Source organism: Nonomuraea glycinis (assembly GCF_014646515.1).
GTDB classification, from domain to species: Bacteria; Actinomycetota; Actinomycetes; order Streptosporangiales; family Streptosporangiaceae; genus Nonomuraea; species Nonomuraea glycinis.
In genome coordinates this window covers 244,381-263,596 of record NZ_BMNK01000004.1, presented here as the reverse complement: position 1 = coordinate 263,596, position 19,216 = coordinate 244,381, and the positions used below count along the sequence as shown (strand labels likewise).

The following is a 19,216-nucleotide window of genomic DNA, read 5'->3' as shown; positions in this document are numbered from 1 at the left end:
CCTGTCACCGGAAAGCGTAGTGGGCGTTCGCGCCCTGATCATCCGGCGGACTCGGTTTCCCCGAGTGGCGCGCTGAGCTGTAGCGTCGGGCCATGCGACTCGGCGTGCTGGACATCGGCTCGAACACCGTCCACCTACTCGTCGTCGACGCCCACCCCGGCGCCCGGCCCATCCCCGCCTACTCGCACAAGGAGGAGCTGCGGCTGAGCGAGCACCTCGACGAGGGCGACACCCTGTCGGCCGAGGGCGTCGAGCGGCTCGGCGCGTTCGTCGAGGAGGCGGTGCGCATCGCCGAGGACAAGGGCGTGGAGGACCTGCTGGCCTTCGCCACCTCCGCCGTGCGCGAGGCCGCGAACGGCGAGCAGGTGCTCGCCGACATCGACGACCGCTGCGGGGTGCGCATCGACGTGCTGTCCGGGCGCGACGAGGCGAGGCTGACGTTCCTGGCGGTACGGCGCTGGTTCGGCTGGTCGTCCGGCCGGCTGCTCGTCTTCGACATCGGCGGCGGCTCGCTGGAGATCGCCTCCGGGGTCGACGAGGAGCCCGACGCGGCCGTGTCCCTGCCGCTCGGCGCGGGGCGGCTGACCCGCGACCGGCTCACCGAGGACCCGCCCACCGCCGAGGAGGCGCGGAGCCTGCGTAAGCACGTCCGCGGCGAGATCGCGCGCACGGTCAGGGACGTCGTCAGACACGGCCGGCCCGACCGGGCCGTGGCCACCTCCAAGACGTTCAAGCAACTCGCCAGGATCGCCGGTGCGGCGCCCTCGGGCGACGGCCTCTACGTCTCGCGCTCGCTGACGAGGCAGGACAGCGCCCGCTGGGCGGCGGAGCTCACCACCATGAGCGCCGCCGAGCGCGCGGGCCTGCCGGGCGTGTCCGAAGGGCGGGCGGCGCAGCTCGCCGCGGGTGCGGTCGTGGCCGACGCCGTCATGGACCTGTACGAGGTGGACCGGCTGGAGGTGTGCCCGTGGGCGCTGCGTGAAGGGGTGATACTGCGCCGGCTGGACATGCTGCCGAGCAGCCTCGATCCGCACAACACCGCCACCAGGTAAGGGCGAAATATCCTCATATAACGCCCAGTTAGCGGTGGAGAAACAGCATAAGAGAGGTCCATCGGGGGCACTTTTCGCGGATGTGGACACTGCTCGGCGCGTTCGCCTCTTTGGTGATCGCCCTCATCCTGTCGTTCCTGGCCGTGGTCCTCATCTCGGTGGTCGTGATCATCTGGCTCGCCGTCATGGCGGGCCTGACGGCTAGGTCGTCATGAAGTGCGGCCCCGCCGCCCCCGGGGCGAAGCGGAGCTTCTTCTCCAGGCACACCACCGCGCCGTTCTCCCGCCTGTTGGTGAAGCGGACGTCATCGGCGAGCGCACGCATGATCTGCAGCCCGCGGCCGTGCTCCGAGCCGGGCGAGGGCTCACGCACGGCGGCGGCGTCGAAGCCGCCGCCCGTGTCGATCACCTTGATCACGCAGAGGTCGTCGTAGACGGTGACACTGACCGTGTAATCGTCACTGGGCTGGGCGTGCCTGACCACGTTGGAGCACGCCTCGCTGAGCATGAGCTCGATGTCGTCGCGGATCTGCTCGTCCACGCCCAGCGATCGCAGTGTGCCGTCCAGCATCTGCCTGATCAGCGGCACACTCGCCGCGTCCCTGGGCAGCCGGAGCGCGATCATCGTCTCCACCGCGTTTCCTTCCCACTCGCCGTGCGACCCTTCTGCCCAAGATCTGGCCTGGCAATCGTCACCGGCGCCACCCGCGCCACAGCCCTCTACGGCCTCCTACGGCTCCCTACGGCTCCAGGAGACCGAGCGCCACCTCGATCGAGGCCTCCGCGAGGTCCTGCTCGGCGAGCGGCCCGTCGCCCGCCACCCACTTCCCGGCGTGCAAGGTGTACAGGGCCATGAAGCGGCTGACCCGGGTGGTCGTGGACATGCCGGGCTCGCTCATCTCGCCGACCAGCTCCACCAGCACCTCGCGCATCCGGAAGATTCTCGGATGATGGCGCAGCGCCGTCTGGTTGCGCTCCAGGAACCGGGCGATCCCCACGTAGCGGGGCTCGCGCAGCTTGGCCGCGTAGCGCAGGAGCAGCTCGCGCCGCATCGGCGCGGTCTTGGGCTGCGACCTGACCCAGCTCAGCAGGCCGTCCATCTCGGCCGCCCACAGCTCGGCCAGGCTGGCCACGATCTCGTCCTTGGTCTTGAAGTGGTAGTAGACCGCGGCCTTCGTCACGCCGAGCTCCTCGGCGATCTCCCGCAGCGACGTCGCTTCGTACCCCTGCTCGGTGAAGAGCTCGAGGGCGACCTCCTGGATCCGGGACCGGGTGTCTTCCCGCACTACGCACCTGTCTCGACGGCCGGAGATGAGATCCCCCAGCTTAGTCACCTGCCGGGCGGCAGGTAAGCAAGATCAGGCCGGCGGGATGCCGAACAGCCGGTCCAGCGCCGTCATCCGCATCAGGCTGCGCACATAGGGGGTCAGCGCCACCACGCGCAGCACCGCGCCGGTCTTGGCCACGGCCTGCTGCAGGCGGACCAGCGAGGCCAGCCCCGAGGAGTCGATGAAGGCCAGGCCGGACAGATCGACGTCCACCCGGTCGTAGCCGTCCACGGGGAGGGACGTGAGCTCCGCCGCCGTGTCGAAGTCGAGGTCACCGCTGAGCGCGATCTGGATCGTCCCCGGAGCGGGCGAGGCGATCTCAATGCGTAGCGGTGTCTTGTCGAGCACGTCCCACAGCCTATCCATGGAAGGAAAATGAGAGGCAGGCGGTAGGCGTTTTGTGGAGAATCACCCGCATGCACATCATCAGGCGGCCGCGGGCCGAGGATGCCGCCGCGATTCACGAGCTCAGTGCGGCATGCGACGTGGCGGCGCTCGGCGTGTCCGACACCACGCTCGGCGACATCGAGGAGGTGCTGGCCGAGCCGAAGCTCGATCTCGACCAGGACGCCTGGCTGGCGCACGACGCCGACGGCCGCCTCCTCGCCTGGGCGTGGGCGGTCGGGCCGGGCGACAGCGACCTGGTGGAGATCGAGGTCAGCGTCCGGCCGGGCGTCGACGGCCTGGCCGAGCGGCTCTGGCCCGTCGTCCTGGAGCGGGCCCGCGAGCTCGCCCGCGAGCGCGGCCACGACACCGCCACGGTCGACGTGGTCGCCTACCGCGCCGACGAGACCAAGCGCGCGCTGGCCAAGAAGTACGGCTTCGAGCCCAGCACCAGCTTCTCCCGCATGCGCATCGACTTCGACGGGCCCGTCGAGCCGCCCGCCGAGCCGCCGGGTCTCACCCTGCACACCGGACTGAGCGACGAGGTCCGCCGCGAGGCGCACCGGGTGCAGCAGGAAGGCTTCGCCGACCACTACGGCTTCGTCCCCAGCGACTACGACCTGTGGTTCGAGCGCAGGCAGCAGCAGAGCGCCAACGACTGGAGCCAGCTCATCCTGGCCAGGATCGACGGCCGCCCGGCGGCGATGGTGCACGGCAACGACCAGTTCGTCATCGACCAGCAGTGCGGCTACGTCGCCACGCTGGCGGTGCTGCCCGAGTTCCGGGGACGCGGGCTCGGCAAGCTCCTGCTGCGCCGCGCCTTCGCCGCGGACGCCGCCCGCGGCCGCAAGGGCACGATCCTGCACGTGGACTCCAACAACGTCACCCCCGCGCTCGGCCTGTACGAGTCGGCGGGCATGCGCCCGGTCCTGACCATCGACGTCTGGCGCCGCAAGATCTGAACGCGCGGGCGTGTGACGACACGCGCTCTGGACGCGACGGCGCAAGCTTCGGACGCTATGACGCGCGACGGCGCAAGCTTCGGACGCTATGGCGTGCGACGGCGCAAGATCTAGACGCGGTGCGCGGCCAGGTGGTCCAGCACCGACTGGTTGGCCTCCCAGCCGTCGGGGAACTTCACCGGCGCGCCGAGCTGCACCGGCTCCGCCGAGGGGTGGGCGTCCAGCAGTTCGGCGATGCCCGCCCTGGCCACCACCACGCAGGCGTGCCGGTGCCGCGAGGTCAGCACGCACAGGCGCCCCGACTCCAGGTGGAACGCGGTGGCGTCGCGGCGTCCCGACAGCGGGTGCAGCACGATGGTGACGTCGTACTCGCGGCCCTGCAGCCGGTTGGCGGTGTCGACCGTGATCTCCCGCGGCAGCCCCGCGCTCCTGATCGCCGCCACCTGGTCGCGGTGGGCGGCGCCGACCGCGATCCGGTCGGCCGTCACGGGCCGCTCGCCCTGCTCCGAGGTCGCCACGGCACCGCGCTGCAGCAGCCGCTCGGCCAGCAGGGCCACCGCCTCCACGGCCTCGCCGTCGGTACGCACGGTGTGCCGGTTGGGCAGCTCCAGCAGCGCCCACCCGGACCGGGCCGCCTCCTCCAGCGCCCGGTCGTGCACCGTGCCCATGCCGCCGGTGGCCAGCTCCAGGTGCCGATCCTGCGGCCCGGTGCCCGAGGTGAAGCCGGTGAACGGGTAGAACGCCCCCGACACCACCGGCGCAGCCGAGGCGGGCAGCCGCCACGACACCGGCAGCCGGTGCACCGGCAGGTCCGGGTTGTGCCGCAGCAGCACCGAGACCGCGCTCTGCAACGGGTCCCACGACAGCCCCGACCACCGGTCGCCGTCCACGATGGAGAACGGGTCCAACTGGCCCGGGTCGCCGACGAACAGCGCCCGCTCGAACAGCCCGGCGATGCGCAGCAGCTTGTCCGAGCGCATCTGGTAGGCCTCGTCCACGATCGCCCACGGCCACACCCGGCCGGAGATCCACGCCCACTTGTCCGCGGTGGCGATGACGATGTCGGGATCGCCCAGGTCCTGGACGCGGGTGCCGACGGTGACGCCGGGCAGCTCCAGCATCCGGGCCGGCGGCACGTAGCCGCCCGCCGACAGCCGGCCCACGGTCAGCCTCGGGTGCTTGTCGCTGATGCGCGCCACCAGGTCGTCGACCTGCTCGTTGGTCTGGGCCACGATCATCAGCGGCTCGCCGGTCCCGGCGATGTGCGCCGCCGCCCGTACGACCAGGGTGGACTTGCCGGCGCCCGGCGGCGAGTCGACCACCACGCCGCGGTGGCGCGGCAGGTCGGCGAGCACGGCCTGGATGACCTGCTCCGGGGTGGGGCCGGCCGGCTGCACGGTCACGACCACTCCTCTTGAGCGTCCTCGTCGGTGGGCACGTACGTCTGGGGCGGGCCGCCGTGCGTCCACGGGGTCGCCTCCGGGTCCGGCAGAGCCGGTGAGCCCTGGAAGTCGTCGGTGAGCGAGGTGTAGCAGACCCGCTCGCCCACCTCCGGCACCGAGCCGGGGGCGGGCGTCTTGGCCCGGCCCATCCCTTTGGTGATCTTGATGGTGACCAGGCCGTCGCGCGCCGACACCAGCTGCGCGCCCTGGCCGCGCCGCTCCGGCGTGCCCAGGGCGGTGCCCGGCGCGAGCCGTACCGGATCGTCGGTCTTGATCACGACCAGCGGGCGGAGCTTGCGCGAACGGCCCTCGCCCTCGGTGTTGTCCGGATCGTTCTCCACCACCTCGCCCGCGAACGCCTCGCCCGTCAGGCGGTACTCGGCCATGATCAGCGGGTCGTCGTAGGCGCGCTGCACGTCGTAGGCGGCCTGGGCGCGCTCCATCCGGGCCAGCCGGGCGGCCGCCGCGATCGCGCCGTCACGCCTGGCCTGCGGCGGCCCGCCCTCGGTGACCTGGGCGGCCATGCCGCTGAAGGAGGCGCGGTCCTGCTCCCACCGCTGCGCCACGCCGGCGCCCTCCCGCAGGCCGCGCAGCAGGTCGAGCGCGCGCCACATGAGCCGCCAGGTGGGTGCGAGCTGGGTGCGCAGCGCCTCGGTGACGCGTTCGGCCGACTCGCTCTCGATCGCCGGCGCGAGCACCTCGGCGTCGAAACCCGGATCTGTCGCCGGCCCCGCGGGCGGCCAGATCAGCGGGTCCTCGGCGTCGTCGTTCGGCCCCTCGGTGATCCAGGAGACCAGCGCGGCCAGGTTGGCGTCCTCCAGCGCGCTCTGCCCGCTCGCCCAGTGCCGGCCGAGCTCGTCGGTCGCGCACAGCGTCAGCGACGAGCCCGGGTAGGCGGCGCGCTCGGCGAAGTACGTCAGCCACCGCCCCAGCAGCGGCACCCCCATCGGCACCGGGTACGGCCCGTCGAGGCTCCGGAAGCGGGTCGAGCGCCCCAGCAGCCGGGTGAATGCCACCCCCGCCCGGTTCGGCAGCACGAGCTGCGGCGCGTCCACCGCCCGCTCGTAGGGGTCGGCGTTCTTGCGCGCCACCGTCTCGGTGCTCGCCAGAAAGGTCTCGATGTACGGCACCAGCACCCCGGCCAGTTCGGCGGCCCAGGCGAACCGCAGGTCCCGGTTGCGCGGCTGGGGCACGACCAGCAGCCGGGGCTCGTCGCGGTCGGTGCCGAGCATGGCGGCCAGCGGCGCGGCGGCCTCGCCCGACAGCTTGAGCGGGATGAACACCATGGGCCGGGCCGACACATGACAGTGCCGGACGGTCGCGATCGGCTGCGCGATGCCCTCGTCGAGGGCCCGCAGCCGGGCCAGCGAGGTGAGCAGACTCATGCCGGCCCCCTCCGGCGCACGGCGCGGCGAGCCGGCGCCGCCTCCCGGCAGGCAACGCGGCGACCATCGCGGGCGGCAACGCGGCGGGCGGCGCGGGCGGCAACACGGCGGGCGGCGCGATCGGCTGCGCGGCGGATGGCCTGGTGGGGCGGGGTCACGTGAGGCACTCCCGGCGCAGGCGTTCGGCGTTGCGCAGGAGCCGGGCGATCTCCTCCTGGCCGGCGGCGGCGTCGCGGGTGCCGTCGGCCAGGCCGAGCACCTCGCCGACGGAGGCCACCCCGCCCAGCTCGTCACGGACGTGCCGGCCGAGCAGGTCGGAGGCGCCCTCCTGCCTGGCCTCGTCCCGGCAGAAGAAGCACAGGTCGCAGGTGGACAGGCAGTCGGGCGCGTAGCGGGCCGCCGCCCCGCGCACCGCGTCGGCCAGCTCGGCGACCGGCCTGGTGGGCAGCCCGTCCTCACCCGGCAGCAGGTCGAACGTCAGGTCGTCCGGCAGCCCGTCCAGCAGCCGGTCCAGGGTCGTCATCCGGGTGAGCTGGCGGCGCAGCACCGCGAGCTCCCGGCGCACGTCCACCAGCGTCGCCACCGGCCGGTTGGCGAAGTTCTCCGGGCAGACCAGCACCACCTCGTGCGACACCCGGAGCGGGTCGTGCCCCAGCTCCGCCAGCAGTCCGCGCAGTGCCAGCACGTACACGGCCGCCTGCCGCGCGGCCGCCGCCACCGCGGCCGGGTCCGCCTGCCCGTCGATCACCGCGAACGACTTGATCTCCACGATGTGGAACCGCCCGCCGAGCTGGAAGGCGACCACGTCGGGCTCCAGGTAGGCGGTGTGCCCGGCGATGTCCAGGGTGAACAGGGGATGGTCGTAGACGGTGCCCGCGTCCTCCTGCCGGACGGCGCGGTCGATCAGCGTCCTGGTGTGGGTGTGCCGCAGGTGCGCGCCGACGTTCTCGACGTCGTGGTAGGCCACCTCCGCGATCGGCAGGCCGAGCAGGTCACGCAGCATCCGCAGCAGCTCGGCGCAGCCGTCGGCCTTGACCAGCGCCTCGAACGCGTTGCCGCGCGTGATCGCGAACGGCGACTGCCCGAACGGCGCGGGGAACCCCAGGTGCCGCGCGGCGGCGTCCTTGTCGATCCCGGCCCCGTCCATCAGAGCCCTGCGGGAGCAGCCGGGGTTGGCGGCGAGCGCCGCGATCGCCCGGGCGTCGTGCGGCTTCTGCGGCGTCGTGCCGCGCAGCGCGTCAAGCCGGTTCATCGGCCGCCTCTCATCGTGGAACTTTCCTTGGCGACGGTGCTCAGCGTAGCGGCGCCGAACAGCGCGGCCACGTCATCCAGCTGGGATGTCGCGCGTTTCGCCAGCTGGGCCCGGTCCCGCGTGTCGCGGCGGGTGTGCACGCGCAGCTCCCGGCGGGCCGCCTCGACCACCCGGCCGGGATCCGGCGGACCGAACGCGTCGTCGCCCGCGCCGGGGATGTTGCGGGCCATCCTGGCCAGCAGCCGGTCGCCGTCCGGTAAGGAGCCCGGCAGCCCGCCGAGGTGCCGCGCCACCCGTAAGGCGCAGGTGAGGAAGTCGACGCGAGGGCTGAGCGGGCCCACGACCCTGCGCTCGGCGGGCCACGTACTGACCGTGAGCAGGCCGCGGGCGGGGGAGAGGCGGTCGGTGAGCGCCGCGCACAGGTAGTACGGCCTGCCGTACGGCGAGGACCGGAAGGACCGCTCCTCGTCGCGGCGCAGGCTGGTGAGCTGAGGGCTGCGGATGGAGCCGGCGAAGAACGCCTGGCTCACGGCGACGATGAGCCGGGCCTGCGCGGGGGCGTCGAGCAGGGCCAGCGCCTGGTGCACCTGCTCGCGCACGGTCACCAGCCGCGGCCCGTCACCGCGCCTGGCCGCCGCGCCGTGGGCGCGGGCCCGCCGCGGCGCGCCCTGCCCGCTCTCCTCCGGTACGTTCCCGGCCGGCGGGCCGTGCTCCGTGGCCGGGCCGTCGCCGCTGACCAGAGTGTCCCAGGTGCGCTCGGCGGTGCGCAGCTCCGCGCGCAGGGTCCTGGCCGTGGCGGTGTCCCTGGCGCGCATCGCCGTGCGCACGCCGGCCCGGAGCTCGTCGATCCGCCTCTCGAGATCGTCCAGCCGGTCACTCATGGCGCGAGCGTACCAATAGTTCCAGTAATTACCAGCAATTTCAGTACATCGTGCCGCCGGTGCTTCCGGGGATGCCATTCCAGGGCGGGCCCCGGAAGCACCGGGCGTGGCGTCAGGCCGGCGTCGTGGCGTTCGGCCGCTGCTCGGACGGGTCGAGCCCGAGATGCTCGGTCGGCGTCCGGTACGTCTCCCGCGCGGTCGCCACCGCGATGGCGCTGATCGCACAGAGAACGCCGGTGAAGATGGCGACTCCGCCCCAGCCCTGGAGGCCGAGCCAGCCGGACGGGGAGACGATCCCGGCGGCCGAGGCGACCGCGAAGCCCGCGATGGCGAACCCGATCTGCGTGCCGATCGCCATGCCCGACAGCCGGACCTTGGTGGTGAACATCTCGCCGTACAGTGCGGGCCAGATCCCGTTGGACGCGCTGTAGACGACGCCGAGGGTGAGGATGCCGACGAGGAAGATGAGCGGGTAGCTCTTCGAGTTGATCGCCGCCAGGTAAGCGAAGATCATCAAAGGGCTGCCGACGGCGCCGATGAGGAAGACGGGCTTGCGGCCGATGCGGTCGGAGAGCATGGCCCACAGCGGGATGGCCAGCAGGGCGGTGGCGTTGGCGGCGGTGCTGATCCAGAGCATGGTGGCCCGGTCCAGGCCGACGGCGTCGCTGGTGGCGTAGCTGAGCGCCCAGACGGTGAAGATGGTGCTGACGGTGGCGATCAGCGCCGCGCACACCACTCGCAGCACGCTCGCCCAGTGGTCGCGGAACAGCAGCGACAGCGGCATTCTGGGCACCGTCCCCGCGGCGACCTCGCGCTCGAAGGCCGGCGTCTCCTCAAGCCTGCGGCGGATGATCCACCCGGCCACGGCGACGACGAAACTCAGCCAGAACGGAATCCGCCACCCCCAGGTCAGCAGTTGTTCCTCCGGCAGCGCGGCCACCGGGATGAACACGACGGTCGCCAGGATCTGCCCGAACTGCGTGCCGTTGAGTGTGAAGCTCGTGTAGTAGCCGCGGCGATGGGCGGGGGCGTGCTCCAGGCTCATGGAGTTGGCGCTGGCCTGCTCGCCGGCCGCCGACAGGCCCTGGAGCACCCGCAGGACGACCAGCAGCACCGGGGCGAGGCCGCCGATCTGGTCGCGGGTGGGCAGGCATCCGATGAGGAAGGTCGATATTCCCATCAGGATGAGCGTGAACACCATGATCTTCTTGCGGCCGAATCTGTCGCCCACGTGGCCGAGGAAGAAGGCGCCGACCGGCCGGGCCGCGTACGCGACGCCGAAGCTGGCCAGCGACTGGAGCGTCGCGGTGGCGGGATCGGATTCGTCGAAGAAGACCCTGGAGAAGATCAGGGCCGCGGCGCTGCCGTAGATGAAGAAGTCGTAGTACTCCAGCGCGCTGCCGATCCAGGCCGCGGTGGCCGCCTTGCGGGGGGTGCCTTGCGGGATGCTGGGGGGTTGATCGGTCACGAGGGCTCCTTGCGCTCTGTGCGGATCTGAGTGTGGTTCTGGGCGGCTTTCGCGCGGTTCGGTGGTCCCCCGTCACGCACCGCCGATCGCGTACGCAAGCCCGCCGGATGTAGTTACGAACTAGATAGTTAATTATGTGCCGTCATGCTCCTGTGACGGCCAACGGGTGTCAAGAGGATGCGGCGCACCTCTTCACCGCCCGCCGCCGGGGTGCTATGACTAACTCACTAGTTCGTACATTTTCGAAGTGAGGATGAGCCACGGCAGATGACCTCCTACCTGGTCGGCCTGATCGGATCCGGCATCGGCCCATCCCTCAGCCCGGCTCTGCACGAGCGCGAGGCGCGCCACCTCGGGCTGCACTACGTCTACCGGCTCATCGACCTCGATGACCTCGGCCTGGCCGCCGGTGACGCGGGAGAGCTCGTCCGCACGGCGAGGCGGCTCGGCTACGACGGCCTCAACATCACCCACCCTTGCAAGCAGACCGTCATCCCGCACCTGGACGACCTGTCCGGCGACGCCGCCACCCTGGGCGCCGTCAACACCGTCGTCTTCGAGGGCGAGCGCGCCATCGGCCACAACACCGACTGGACGGGCTTCGCCGAGTCGTTCGCCCGCGGCCTGCCCGACGCCCCCACCGGCCGCATCGTCCAATTGGGTGCGGGCGGGGCGGGGGCGGCCGTCGCCCATGCGCTGCTCACACTCGGCGCGGACGAGATCGCCGTGGTGGACGCCGTCCCGGCCCGCGCGCAGGCCCTCGCGGGCAGGCTCGCCGCACGCTTCGGTACGGGCCGCGCACGCCCCGCAGGACAGGCGGACCTCGCCGAGGTGCTGCCCCGAGCCGACGGCCTGGTCCACGCCACCCCGACGGGCATGGCCCATCATCCGGGGACACCGCTGCCGGCCGACCTCCTGCACCCCGGCCTCTGGGTGGCCGACATCGTCTACCGCCCGCTGGAGACGGACCTGCTGCGTCACGCCCGTGCGCTGGGCTGCCGCACCCTGGACGGCGGCGGCATGGTCGTCTTCCAGGCGGCGCACGCCTTCCACCTCTTCACCGGCCGGGAACCGGACACCGAGCGCATGCTCGCCCACCTGGCCGACCTCATCACCACCTGACGCCCGGCGGCGGACTCCCTGGACGGGCGGGACATGACAGGAGGACGGTATGCGTAAAGGCATCGCCACCGTGTCGGTCAGCGGCACACTGACCGAGAAACTCGCGGCGATCGCCGCCGCCGGGTTCGACGGTGTGGAGATCTTCGAGAACGACCTGATCTCCTGCCCCCTCTCCCCGGAGCGGATCCGCGACCGTGCGGCGGACCTGGGCCTCGGTATCGACCTCTACCAGCCGTTACGCGACTTCGAAGCGGTCGGGCCGGCGAGGCTGGAGCACAATCTGCGCCGGGCCGAGCGCAAGTTCCGGCTCATGGAGCGCCTCGGCGCCGGGATGCTGCTGGTGTGCTCCAGCGTCTCACCCGAGTCGGCCGACGACGACGACCTGGCCGCCGAGCAGCTTCATGCCCTCGCCGAGCTCGCGGGCCGACACGGCATCCGGGTCGCCTACGAGGCACTGGCCTGGGGCCGGCATGTGAACGAGTATCTGCACGCCTGGCGCATCGTCCAGCTGGCCGGCCACCCGAACCTCGGCACCTGCCTGGACAGCTTCCACATCCTGTCGCGCGGCTCCGACCCGATCGGCATCGAGGCGATCCCGGGGGACAAGGTGTTCTTCCTCCAACTGGCGGACGCGCCGCCGCTGGCCATGGACGTGCTCCAGTGGAGTCGCCACTACCGCTGCTTCCCGGGTCAGGGCGGCTTCGACGTGACCGGGCTGGTGCGCCACGTCCTCAACACCGGGTATCAGGGCCCGCTGTCACTGGAGGTCTTCAACGACGTCTTCCGTCAGTCCGACGCCTGTCGTACGGCGCTGGACGCGATGCGCTCGCTGATCGCCCTGGAGGAGTCCCTCGACCGTCGAGCACCAGGACCGGTGATCCCGACGGGATTCGCCTTCATCGAGCTCACCACCGAGCTCACCACCGAGCTCACCAAGGGGCTCACCACCGAGATCGCCACCGAGATCAAGAAGGGGCCCGCCACCGGGCCGGCCACAGGGCCGTCCGCCGGCGACACCCTCCCTCCGGCTCCCGGTGAGGCCGCCGCACTGGTCGGCTTGCTGGCGGCATTCGGCTTCACCCGTACCGGGGCGCACCCCACCAAGCCGGTCGAGATGTGGGAGCAGGGCGAGGCCCGGGTCCTCCTCAACGCCACCGGAACCGGAACGGCACTCGCCGCCATCGGCCTGGAGACCCCCGATCCCGCCGCGTCGGCCCGGCGTGCCGAACACCTGCTGGCACCCGTACTGCCGCGCGAGCGAGCCCCGGGAGAGGCCCCGCTGGAGGCGATCGCGGCGCCGGACGGCACCCAGATCTTCTTCTGCCGCAGCGGCCGGGCCGACCACCCCGACTGGACCGGCGACTTCACCGGCGACCCGGCCATGGCTTTGCGGCCGAGTCCCGGCACGGTCATACCGGCCACGCCCACCCCTCCGCCGCCCGGCATCACCCGAGTGGACCACGTGGCGCTCACCCAGCCGTGGCACCACTTCGACGAGGCGTCGCTGTTCTATCGCAGCGTTCTGGGCCTGCGCCCGTTGGAGAGCATGGAGGTCCCGGAACCGTCCGGGCTGCTGCGCAGCAGGGCGATGGCCGGCCCGGACGAGGCGGTGCGGATGGTGCTGAACCAGGCGCGGGTCGGAGCCCGGCACACGCCCTGGCAGCACGTCGCGCTGTCCTGCGACGACATCCGCGGCATCGCCCGCCGCCTGCACGCCGAGCACCCCGGCCTGCTGCTGCCGATCCCGGACAACTACTACGACGACCTGGAGGCCCGCCACGACGTCGGCCCGGAGATCCGGGAGCTCGGGCTGCTGTACGACAGGGACGAGTACGGCGAGTTCCTGCACCTCTACACGATCACGGTGGGCCGCGTCTTCTTCGAGATCGTCGAGCGGGCGGGCGGCTACCGGGGCTACGGCGCCGCCAACGCGGCCGTGCGCCTGGCCGTACAGCACGCGCGCGGCCCAGGCACGCCATGAGCGAGCCGGTCATAGGATGAGGCGGATCGGTCCCGCCTGTCCGTGGAGCCCCATGACCTCGCAGCCCACCACCCGCCCGACCGGTGAGCGCCGGCGGGACGCCGACCGCACCAGAGCGGAGATCCTCCAGGTCGCGCAGCGGGAGTTCGCGCGGCGCGGCTACGCGGGGGCCAGGGTCGACGAGATCGCCGAGCTCATGCGCACCACCAAGCGCATGATCTACTACTACTTCGGCAGCAAGGAGAAGCTTTACGTCGCCGTGCTGGAGAAGGCCTACTTGGAGGTCCGCGCGGCCGAGCGCGCCGTGGACGTCGAGCACCTGGCACCGGTGGCGGCGATCCGCACGCTGGCCGAGCTGACGTTCGACCACCATGACCGGCACCGCGACTTCATCAAGCTGGTCGCGATCGAGAACATCCACGAGGGCCGGCACATCCGCAAGTCCGAGACGCTGGCCAACCTCGGCACCCCGGTGCTGGACGTCATCTCGCGCATCCTCGAGGCCGGCCGGGCCGGTGGCGACTTCGTCACCGAGGCCGACGCCGTGGACGTGCACATGATGATCAGCGCGTTCTGCTTCTTCCGCGTCGCCAACCAGCACACCTTCGGCGCCCTGTTCGGCCGCGACATGACGGCGCCGGAGCACCGCGACAGGCTGCGCACGATGGTCGGCGAGATGGTGGTGTCCTACCTGCGCGGGAGTCAGTAACCGGTCAGAGACCGTAGGTCTCCAGCAGGCGCAGCCAGATCTCGCTCACGGTGGGGAAGGACGGCACCGCGTGCCACAGGCGCTCGAGCGGCACCTCGGCGGTGACCGCGATGGTCGCCGCGTGCAGGAGCTCGGCGGTGCCCTGCCCGGCGAAGGTGACGCCGAGCAGCACCCGGCGATCCTCGTCGACGACCGCCTTGGCCCTGCCCTGATAGCCGTCGCCGAGCAGGTAGGCGCCGCTGACGGAGGCGAGGTCGTACTCCACCGCGCGCACCCGGAACCCGTCGCGGCGGGCCGCTTCCTCGGTCCGGCCGACGGCGCAGATCTGCGGGTCGGTGAAGACGACCTGCGGCGCGCCGTAGCCGTCGGCGGTGGCGCGCAGGGCGGGCAGGTCGTCGGGCGCGCCCTTGGCGCGCGCGACGATCACGTCACCACACGCCCTGGCCTGATATTTCCCCATGTGGGTGAGCAGGTTGCGGCCGTTGACGTCGCCCACCGCGTACAGCCAGCCCTCGGCCACGCCGGTCGCCCGCAGGCTGTCGTCCACCTCGACGGACTCGCCGCCGGGCAGGCCCACGCTCTCCAGCCCGAGCCCTTCGGTGGCGGGCCGCCGCCCGGTCGCGACGAGGATCTCGTCGGCCTCGACGGGCGGCCCGTCCGGCAGGTGCACGGTCACCTTCCCGCCCGGCTCGGGCCGCTCCACCCGGACGGCCTCCGTACCGGTGCGCAGGTCGATGCCGGCGGCGGCGAAGGCGCCGGCCAGCAGCTCGCCCGCGAACGGCTCCATCCTCGGCAGCAGCGTGTCGCCGCGCACCAGCACGGTCGTCTGCCGGGCGCCGAGCCCGTGCATGGCCTGCGCCATCTCGCAGGCCACCACGCCGCCGCCGATCACGACCAGGCGGCCGGGCACGGACGTGACGGCGGTGACCTCATGGCTGGTCCAGGGCGCGGCCTCGCGCAGGCCGGGTGCCGGCGAGATCGCCGCGGTGCTGCCGGTGGCCAGCACGACCGCGTGCCTGGCGGTCAGCAGCCGCTGCGACCCGTCCGGTTCGGTGACCAGCACCCGCTTGGCGCCGTCCAGCCGCCCGCGCCCGCGCACGAACGTGGCGGGCACCCCCTCGATCCAGCGGACCTGCCCGGCGTCGTCGTAGTGGGACACCGCCTCGTCGCGCCGGGCGAGCACCGCGTCCACGTCGATCGGGCCGAGCGACATGCCGGGCATCCGGGCGACCTCGCCCGCCAGCTCCACCGGGCGCAGCAGCGCCTTGCTCGGGATGCACGCCCAATAGCTGCACTCGCCGCCCGCCAGCCGGTCCTCCACGATCGCCGCGGTCAGCCCGCCGCGCACGGCCCGGTCCAAGACGTTCTCGCCGGCCGGCCCGGCTCCGATCACGATGACGTCGAACACCTCGGACACCCGTACCTCCGGAATCTAGGACACCTGTGGGCAGTCTGCCATCCCCTGCCCGGCGCCACGCCGTCCCACGCGCGGCCGGGCCGGATCACTCGCCGAAGCGCGACAGCCGCCCGTGCCGGCGGGCGTAGCCGAGCGCCCACGCGAACAGGCCGAGCGTGGCGGCCAGGTAGACGACGTTCAGCCCGGACGCCCAGGCCAGCCGCTCCCAGGGCACCGGCCCGCCGCTCAGGACCGTGCGCATGCCCTCGAACACGTGGGAGGCCGGCATCAGCCAGGCGACGGTCTGCAGCGGCGCGGGCAGCACCGAGACCGGGTAGAAGATCCCGGCCAGCGGCTGCGCCACGAACACCAGCGACCAGGCGATCACCTGGGCGTTCTCGCCGAACCTGAGCACCGCCGAGATGCCCACCAGCCCGAGCGACCAGCCGAACATCAGCAGCACGCCCATGAACGGCACCAGCCCCACGCCCAGGCTCGTCACCCCGAATCCGTAGAAGAGCAGCGCCAGTCCCGCCATCACGGTGATCGCGAGCACCACCTTGCCCAGCGCGAACAGCATCAGCCCCGTGAGGTACTCGCCGCTGGACAGCGGGCTGACCTGCACGTTCAGCAGGTTGCGCGACCAGACGTCCTCCAGGAACGCGATCGAGATCTCGTTGCTGGCCTTCTGCAGCACCTGCCACAGCAGCACGGCCCCGATGAGGAACGACGCCACGAACGGCACCCGCTGCGTCTGCAGGAACACCGTGAGGAAGCCCCACAGCGCCAGCTCCACGGTGGGCCAGAACAGGATCTCGAACATCCTGACGGAGCTGCGCCGCAGCGCGGCGAAGTCACGCCGGACGACGCCGAGGACGCGCCTGCGCCGCGCGGCCAGGCTGAGCGGGGGAAGAGTGAGAGCCGTCATCCGCGAGCCACCTTCAAGAACACCTCTTCCAGGTCCTCGGCCCCGTAACGGCCGGCCAGCTCCGCGGCGCTGCCGGAGGCCACGATCCGCCCGCCGGCCATGAAGTGGATCCGGTGGCACATCCGCTCGACCTCGCGCATGTTGTGCGAGGTGATCAGCATCGCGCTGCCGTTCTCCTCGGCGGCCCGGGACAGCAGGCCCCGGATGCGGTCACCGGCGTCGGGGTCGAGGTTGGCGGTCGGCTCGTCGAGCACCAGCAGCCGGGGCGCGTTCAGCAGCGCCTTGGCGAGCTGCACGCGGGTGCGCTGCCCCGACGACAGGTCCATCACCCTGCGCTCGCTGAGCGGTCCCAGGTCGAACAGCTCGATCAGCTCGGCGACCCGCGCCTTCGGCCGGCGCAGCGCGTACAGCATGGCGAAGGCATCGAGCACCTCGCGGACCAGCAACACGCCGGGCAGGTCCACGTAGCTGGCGGCGAAGTTCACCTGGCTGAGCACTTCGGTCCGGTGCCGCGCCAGGTCCAGGCCGAACACCCTGATCTGCCCGGCGTCGGGCGTGATGAGCCCGAGCAGCATGTGCAGAGTGGTCGACTTGCCGGCGCCGTTGAGTCCCAGCAGCCCGACGACCTCGCCCTCGGCGACGCTCAGGCTCAGCCCGTCGACGGCGGTGACCGTCCCGAACCGTTTGACCAACCGGATGGCGTCGAGTAGGGGCACCGGTCCAGCCTGCGGCTCCCGCGTGGCGGGACGCAACGGGTTTTCCCGCGGGCCGGTCGGCGAGTGACCCGGCCCGGCCGCGCGCGGCCGGGCCAGGCCGTCCCGTCAGCGCGGTGGGACCGCGTGCGGCCGGACCGGGTCGTCCCGTCAGTGCGTGCCGGTCAGGTCCATGGGCTTGACCTTGGGGTCGCCCTCGTCGGCGAAATAGTCGCCGCGGGAAGTCGCGTCCCCGCCGTCGGCCACCTTCATGGCCCGGAACGCCAGGGTCGCCAGCACCGCCACCACCAGGTTGACGGCCAGCGCCAGGAACCCGGCGTAGATCGTCATCGTGGTGTCGAACCCGAGGTTCGACAGCCCGAAGGCCGATCCGCCGAAGTGCGCCTTACCGCTGACCGGGTTCGGGATCAGGTAGAGCATCCACAGCCCCGCGCCGAGCCCGAGCGCCCACCCGGTGATCAGGCCGCTCCGGTGGAACCAGCGCGTGTAGAGGCCCAGCGCCACGGACGGCAGCGTCTGCAGGATGATCACTCCGCCGATGAGCTGCAGGTCGATGGAGAACTGCGGATCCAGGATGAGGATGCACAGCACCGCCCCCACCTTCACCACCAACGAAGTGATCTTGGAGACCTTGGCCTCCTGGGCGTCGGTGGCGTCCTTGTTGAGGTATTCGCGGTAGATGTTGCGGGTGAACAGGTTGGCCGCCGCGATGGACATGATCGCCGCCGGGACCAGCGCCCCGATCGCGATGGCCGCGTACGCGACCCCGGCGAACCAGTCCGGGAACATCTGGTCGAACAGCACCGGCACGATGGTGTTGCCGTCCGGCCTGCCGTTCGCCCCCACGACCGGCTTGGTCCCGGCCGCGATGGCCATGAAGCCGAGCAGCGCGATCAGCCCGAGCAGGAAACTGTAGGCGGGCAGCGCCGACATGTTCCTCTTGATCACGTTCCGGTTCCTGGACGCCAGCACGCCGGTGAGGCTGTGCGGATACAGGAAGAGCGCCAGGGCCGAGCCGAACGCCAGCGTGATGTACTGCAGCTGGTTGCTCGCGTTCAGGGTGAGCCCGTCGCTCTGCGACGGCGAGGCGTCGAACTTCGCCTTGGCGGCGTCGAAGATGGACTCCCAGCCGCCCAGCTGGGTCGGGATGTAGATCACGGCCGCCAGGATCACGATGTAGATGAGCGTGTCCTTGACGAACGCGATCAGCGCCGGCGCCCGCAGCCCCGACTGATAGGTGTACGCCGCCAGGATGGCGAAGGCGATGATGATCGGCAGATGCCCGGTGATCCCCATCGTCTTCAGCACCGCCTCGATGCCGACGAGCTGCAGCGCGATGTACGGCATCGTCGCCACCAGCCCGGTGATCGCCACGACCAGCGCCAGCGTCGGCGAGCCGAAGCGCGCCCGGACGAAGTCCGCAGGGGTGACGAACCCGTGCACGTGCGACACCGACCACATCCGCGTCAGCACCAGGAACACCATCGGGTAGATCACCACGGTGTACGGCAGCGCGTAGAAGCCGAGCGCGCCGGCGCCGAACACCAGCGCGGGCACGGCCACGAAGGTGTAGGCGGTGTAGAGGTCCCCGCCCACCAGGAACCAGGTGATCCAGCTGCCGAAGTTGCGGCCGCCGAGGCCCCACTCGTTGAGGCTCTCGATGTTGTCGGGCCTGCGCCAGCGGGCGGCGACGAAGCCCATGCCACTGACCAGCAGGAACAGCACGCTGAAGACGACCAGCTCGGTCGTGTGCCCGCTCACCTGGTCATCCGGTAGACGAGGGTGGTGCAGCTGACGCCCACGATGATGAAGGCGAGCTGCAGCCAGTAGAACAGCGGGAAGCCGAACAAGCGTGGCTCGTCCGAGTTGAAGAGGAACGGTAACAGGGGCAGCACGATCGGCAGGAACAGCAGCCAGTTCCACGGGCTGCGATCACTGCGTGGTTTCTGCGCGGATTCTGGGTTCGTCATTGTTTGTCTCCCAGACACACTCAGGCCAGGAGCCGAAACGACTCGGTTCCTGACTGATAGTCAGTGAATGGAGACTAACTGCGGCGAGATATATACCCCAGAGTCCCGCATATTACGGTTTGGCGTAAATTTCCTGACATGAGAGAGGGCGTCAGTAGGCGATTTGTGCGCCAGGGTAACCATGACCAGAAAGGTCGTCAGCCCGTCAAGCGACGAGTGGTCGCCTCCCCGCGCCGAACGGTCG

Annotated in this window: 19 protein-coding genes; 6 read left to right on the top strand and 13 right to left on the bottom strand. The window is 71.4% G+C overall.

Annotated features, from left to right (window positions below; all coding sequences use genetic code 11):
* Window positions 1–92 precede the first annotated feature (92 nt).
* Both IEY87_RS14670 and IEY87_RS46670 read left to right on the top strand, forming a co-directional pair.
* Complete coding sequence (locus tag IEY87_RS14670) at window positions 93–1,052, top strand: Ppx/GppA family phosphatase (RefSeq protein WP_189139175.1); 960 nt, start codon at window positions 93–95, stop codon at window positions 1,050–1,052.
* A gap of 80 nt (window positions 1,053–1,132) precedes the next feature.
* Entirely contained in the window at window positions 1,133–1,267 is a 135-nt protein-coding gene (locus IEY87_RS46670; RefSeq protein ID WP_263652091.1) for a hypothetical protein, read from the top strand.
* On the opposite strand, the gene IEY87_RS14665 is transcribed toward IEY87_RS46670, so the two are convergent.
* The 3 genes from IEY87_RS14665 to IEY87_RS14655 all read right to left on the bottom strand — a co-directional run bounded on the left by IEY87_RS14665 (window position 1,254) and on the right by IEY87_RS14655 (window position 2,745).
* Complete coding sequence (locus tag IEY87_RS14665; RefSeq protein ID WP_225277367.1) at window positions 1,254–1,676, bottom strand: ATP-binding protein; 423 nt, start codon at window positions 1,674–1,676, stop codon at window positions 1,254–1,256. The genes IEY87_RS46670 and IEY87_RS14665 overlap by 14 nt on opposite strands.
* 115 nt (window positions 1,677–1,791) lie before the next feature.
* Window positions 1,792–2,337, bottom strand: a complete 546-nt coding sequence (locus tag IEY87_RS14660) for a TetR/AcrR family transcriptional regulator (protein WP_189139173.1) — start codon at window positions 2,335–2,337, stop codon at window positions 1,792–1,794.
* Window positions 2,338–2,409: 72 nt separating this feature from the next.
* Window positions 2,410–2,745, bottom strand: coding sequence for an STAS domain-containing protein (locus tag IEY87_RS14655; RefSeq protein WP_189139172.1), 336 nt, complete (start codon window positions 2,743–2,745; stop codon window positions 2,410–2,412).
* A gap of 50 nt (window positions 2,746–2,795) precedes the next feature.
* On the opposite strand from IEY87_RS14655, the gene IEY87_RS14650 reads away from it, so the two are divergent.
* Complete coding sequence (locus IEY87_RS14650; RefSeq protein ID WP_189139171.1) at window positions 2,796–3,725, top strand: GNAT family N-acetyltransferase; 930 nt, start codon at window positions 2,796–2,798, stop codon at window positions 3,723–3,725.
* Window positions 3,726–3,835: 110 nt separating this feature from the next.
* On the opposite strand, the gene IEY87_RS14645 is transcribed toward IEY87_RS14650, so the two are convergent.
* From IEY87_RS14645 to IEY87_RS14620, 5 genes are all read right to left on the bottom strand, one after another.
* A complete protein-coding gene (locus tag IEY87_RS14645; protein WP_225277332.1) occupies window positions 3,836–5,128 on the bottom strand; it encodes an AAA domain-containing protein in 1,293 nt (430 codons plus the stop codon).
* Window positions 5,125–6,552, bottom strand: a complete 1,428-nt coding sequence (locus IEY87_RS14640) for a hypothetical protein (protein ID WP_189139169.1) — start codon at window positions 6,550–6,552, stop codon at window positions 5,125–5,127. The genes IEY87_RS14645 and IEY87_RS14640 overlap by 4 nt, the downstream gene beginning before the upstream one ends.
* A 154-nt stretch (window positions 6,553–6,706) precedes the next feature.
* Window positions 6,707–7,804 carry a hypothetical protein gene (locus tag IEY87_RS14630; protein WP_189139168.1) on the bottom strand — a complete coding sequence of 366 codons (1,098 nt, stop codon included), beginning with the start codon at window positions 7,802–7,804 and terminating at the stop codon, window positions 6,707–6,709.
* Window positions 7,801–8,685: a hypothetical protein gene (locus IEY87_RS14625; protein ID WP_189139167.1), complete on the bottom strand. Its 885-nt coding sequence runs from the start codon at window positions 8,683–8,685 to the stop codon at window positions 7,801–7,803. The genes IEY87_RS14630 and IEY87_RS14625 overlap by 4 nt, the downstream gene beginning before the upstream one ends.
* Window positions 8,686–8,797: 112 nt before the next feature.
* Complete coding sequence (locus IEY87_RS14620) at window positions 8,798–10,153, bottom strand: MFS transporter (RefSeq protein WP_189139166.1); 1,356 nt, start codon at window positions 10,151–10,153, stop codon at window positions 8,798–8,800.
* A 267-nt stretch (window positions 10,154–10,420) separates the two neighbouring features.
* Here IEY87_RS14620 and IEY87_RS14615 point away from each other — a divergent pair, with 267 nt between their 5' ends.
* The 3 genes from IEY87_RS14615 to IEY87_RS14605 are packed head-to-tail and all read left to right on the top strand — an operon-like array spanning window position 10,421 to window position 13,965.
* Window positions 10,421–11,275, top strand: a complete 855-nt coding sequence (locus tag IEY87_RS14615; protein WP_189139165.1) for a shikimate dehydrogenase — start codon at window positions 10,421–10,423, stop codon at window positions 11,273–11,275.
* A 49-nt stretch (window positions 11,276–11,324) separates the two neighbouring features.
* On the top strand, window positions 11,325–13,256 hold the full coding sequence (locus tag IEY87_RS14610) for a bifunctional sugar phosphate isomerase/epimerase/4-hydroxyphenylpyruvate dioxygenase family protein (protein ID WP_189139164.1): 1,932 nt from the start codon (window positions 11,325–11,327) through the stop codon (window positions 13,254–13,256).
* 52 nt (window positions 13,257–13,308) lie between these two features.
* Window positions 13,309–13,965, top strand: coding sequence for a TetR/AcrR family transcriptional regulator (locus IEY87_RS14605; RefSeq protein ID WP_189139163.1), 657 nt, complete (start codon window positions 13,309–13,311; stop codon window positions 13,963–13,965).
* A gap of 4 nt (window positions 13,966–13,969) precedes the next feature.
* Here IEY87_RS14605 and IEY87_RS14600 read toward each other — a convergent pair whose 3' ends face one another.
* The 5 genes from IEY87_RS14600 to IEY87_RS14580 all read right to left on the bottom strand — a co-directional run bounded on the left by IEY87_RS14600 (window position 13,970) and on the right by IEY87_RS14580 (window position 18,972).
* Complete coding sequence (locus tag IEY87_RS14600; protein ID WP_189139162.1) at window positions 13,970–15,382, bottom strand: dihydrolipoyl dehydrogenase family protein; 1,413 nt, start codon at window positions 15,380–15,382, stop codon at window positions 13,970–13,972.
* Between the two features lie 85 nt (window positions 15,383–15,467).
* The gene (locus IEY87_RS14595; RefSeq protein WP_189139161.1) at window positions 15,468–16,289 is read right to left on the bottom strand and encodes an ABC transporter permease; all 822 of its coding nucleotides are present in this window, start codon (window positions 16,287–16,289) and stop codon (window positions 15,468–15,470) included.
* Window positions 16,286–17,005: an ABC transporter ATP-binding protein gene (locus IEY87_RS14590; protein ID WP_189139160.1), complete on the bottom strand. Its 720-nt coding sequence runs from the start codon at window positions 17,003–17,005 to the stop codon at window positions 16,286–16,288. Before IEY87_RS14590 ends, IEY87_RS14595 begins: the two co-directional genes overlap by 4 nt.
* 147 nt (window positions 17,006–17,152) lie before the next feature.
* The gene (gene mctP / locus IEY87_RS14585; RefSeq protein WP_308112956.1) at window positions 17,153–18,763 is read right to left on the bottom strand and encodes a monocarboxylate uptake permease MctP; all 1,611 of its coding nucleotides are present in this window, start codon (window positions 18,761–18,763) and stop codon (window positions 17,153–17,155) included.
* Entirely contained in the window at window positions 18,760–18,972 is a 213-nt protein-coding gene (locus tag IEY87_RS14580; RefSeq protein WP_189139159.1) for a DUF3311 domain-containing protein, read from the bottom strand. The genes mctP and IEY87_RS14580 overlap by 4 nt, the downstream gene beginning before the upstream one ends.
* Window positions 18,973–19,216: the final 244 nt, after the last annotated feature.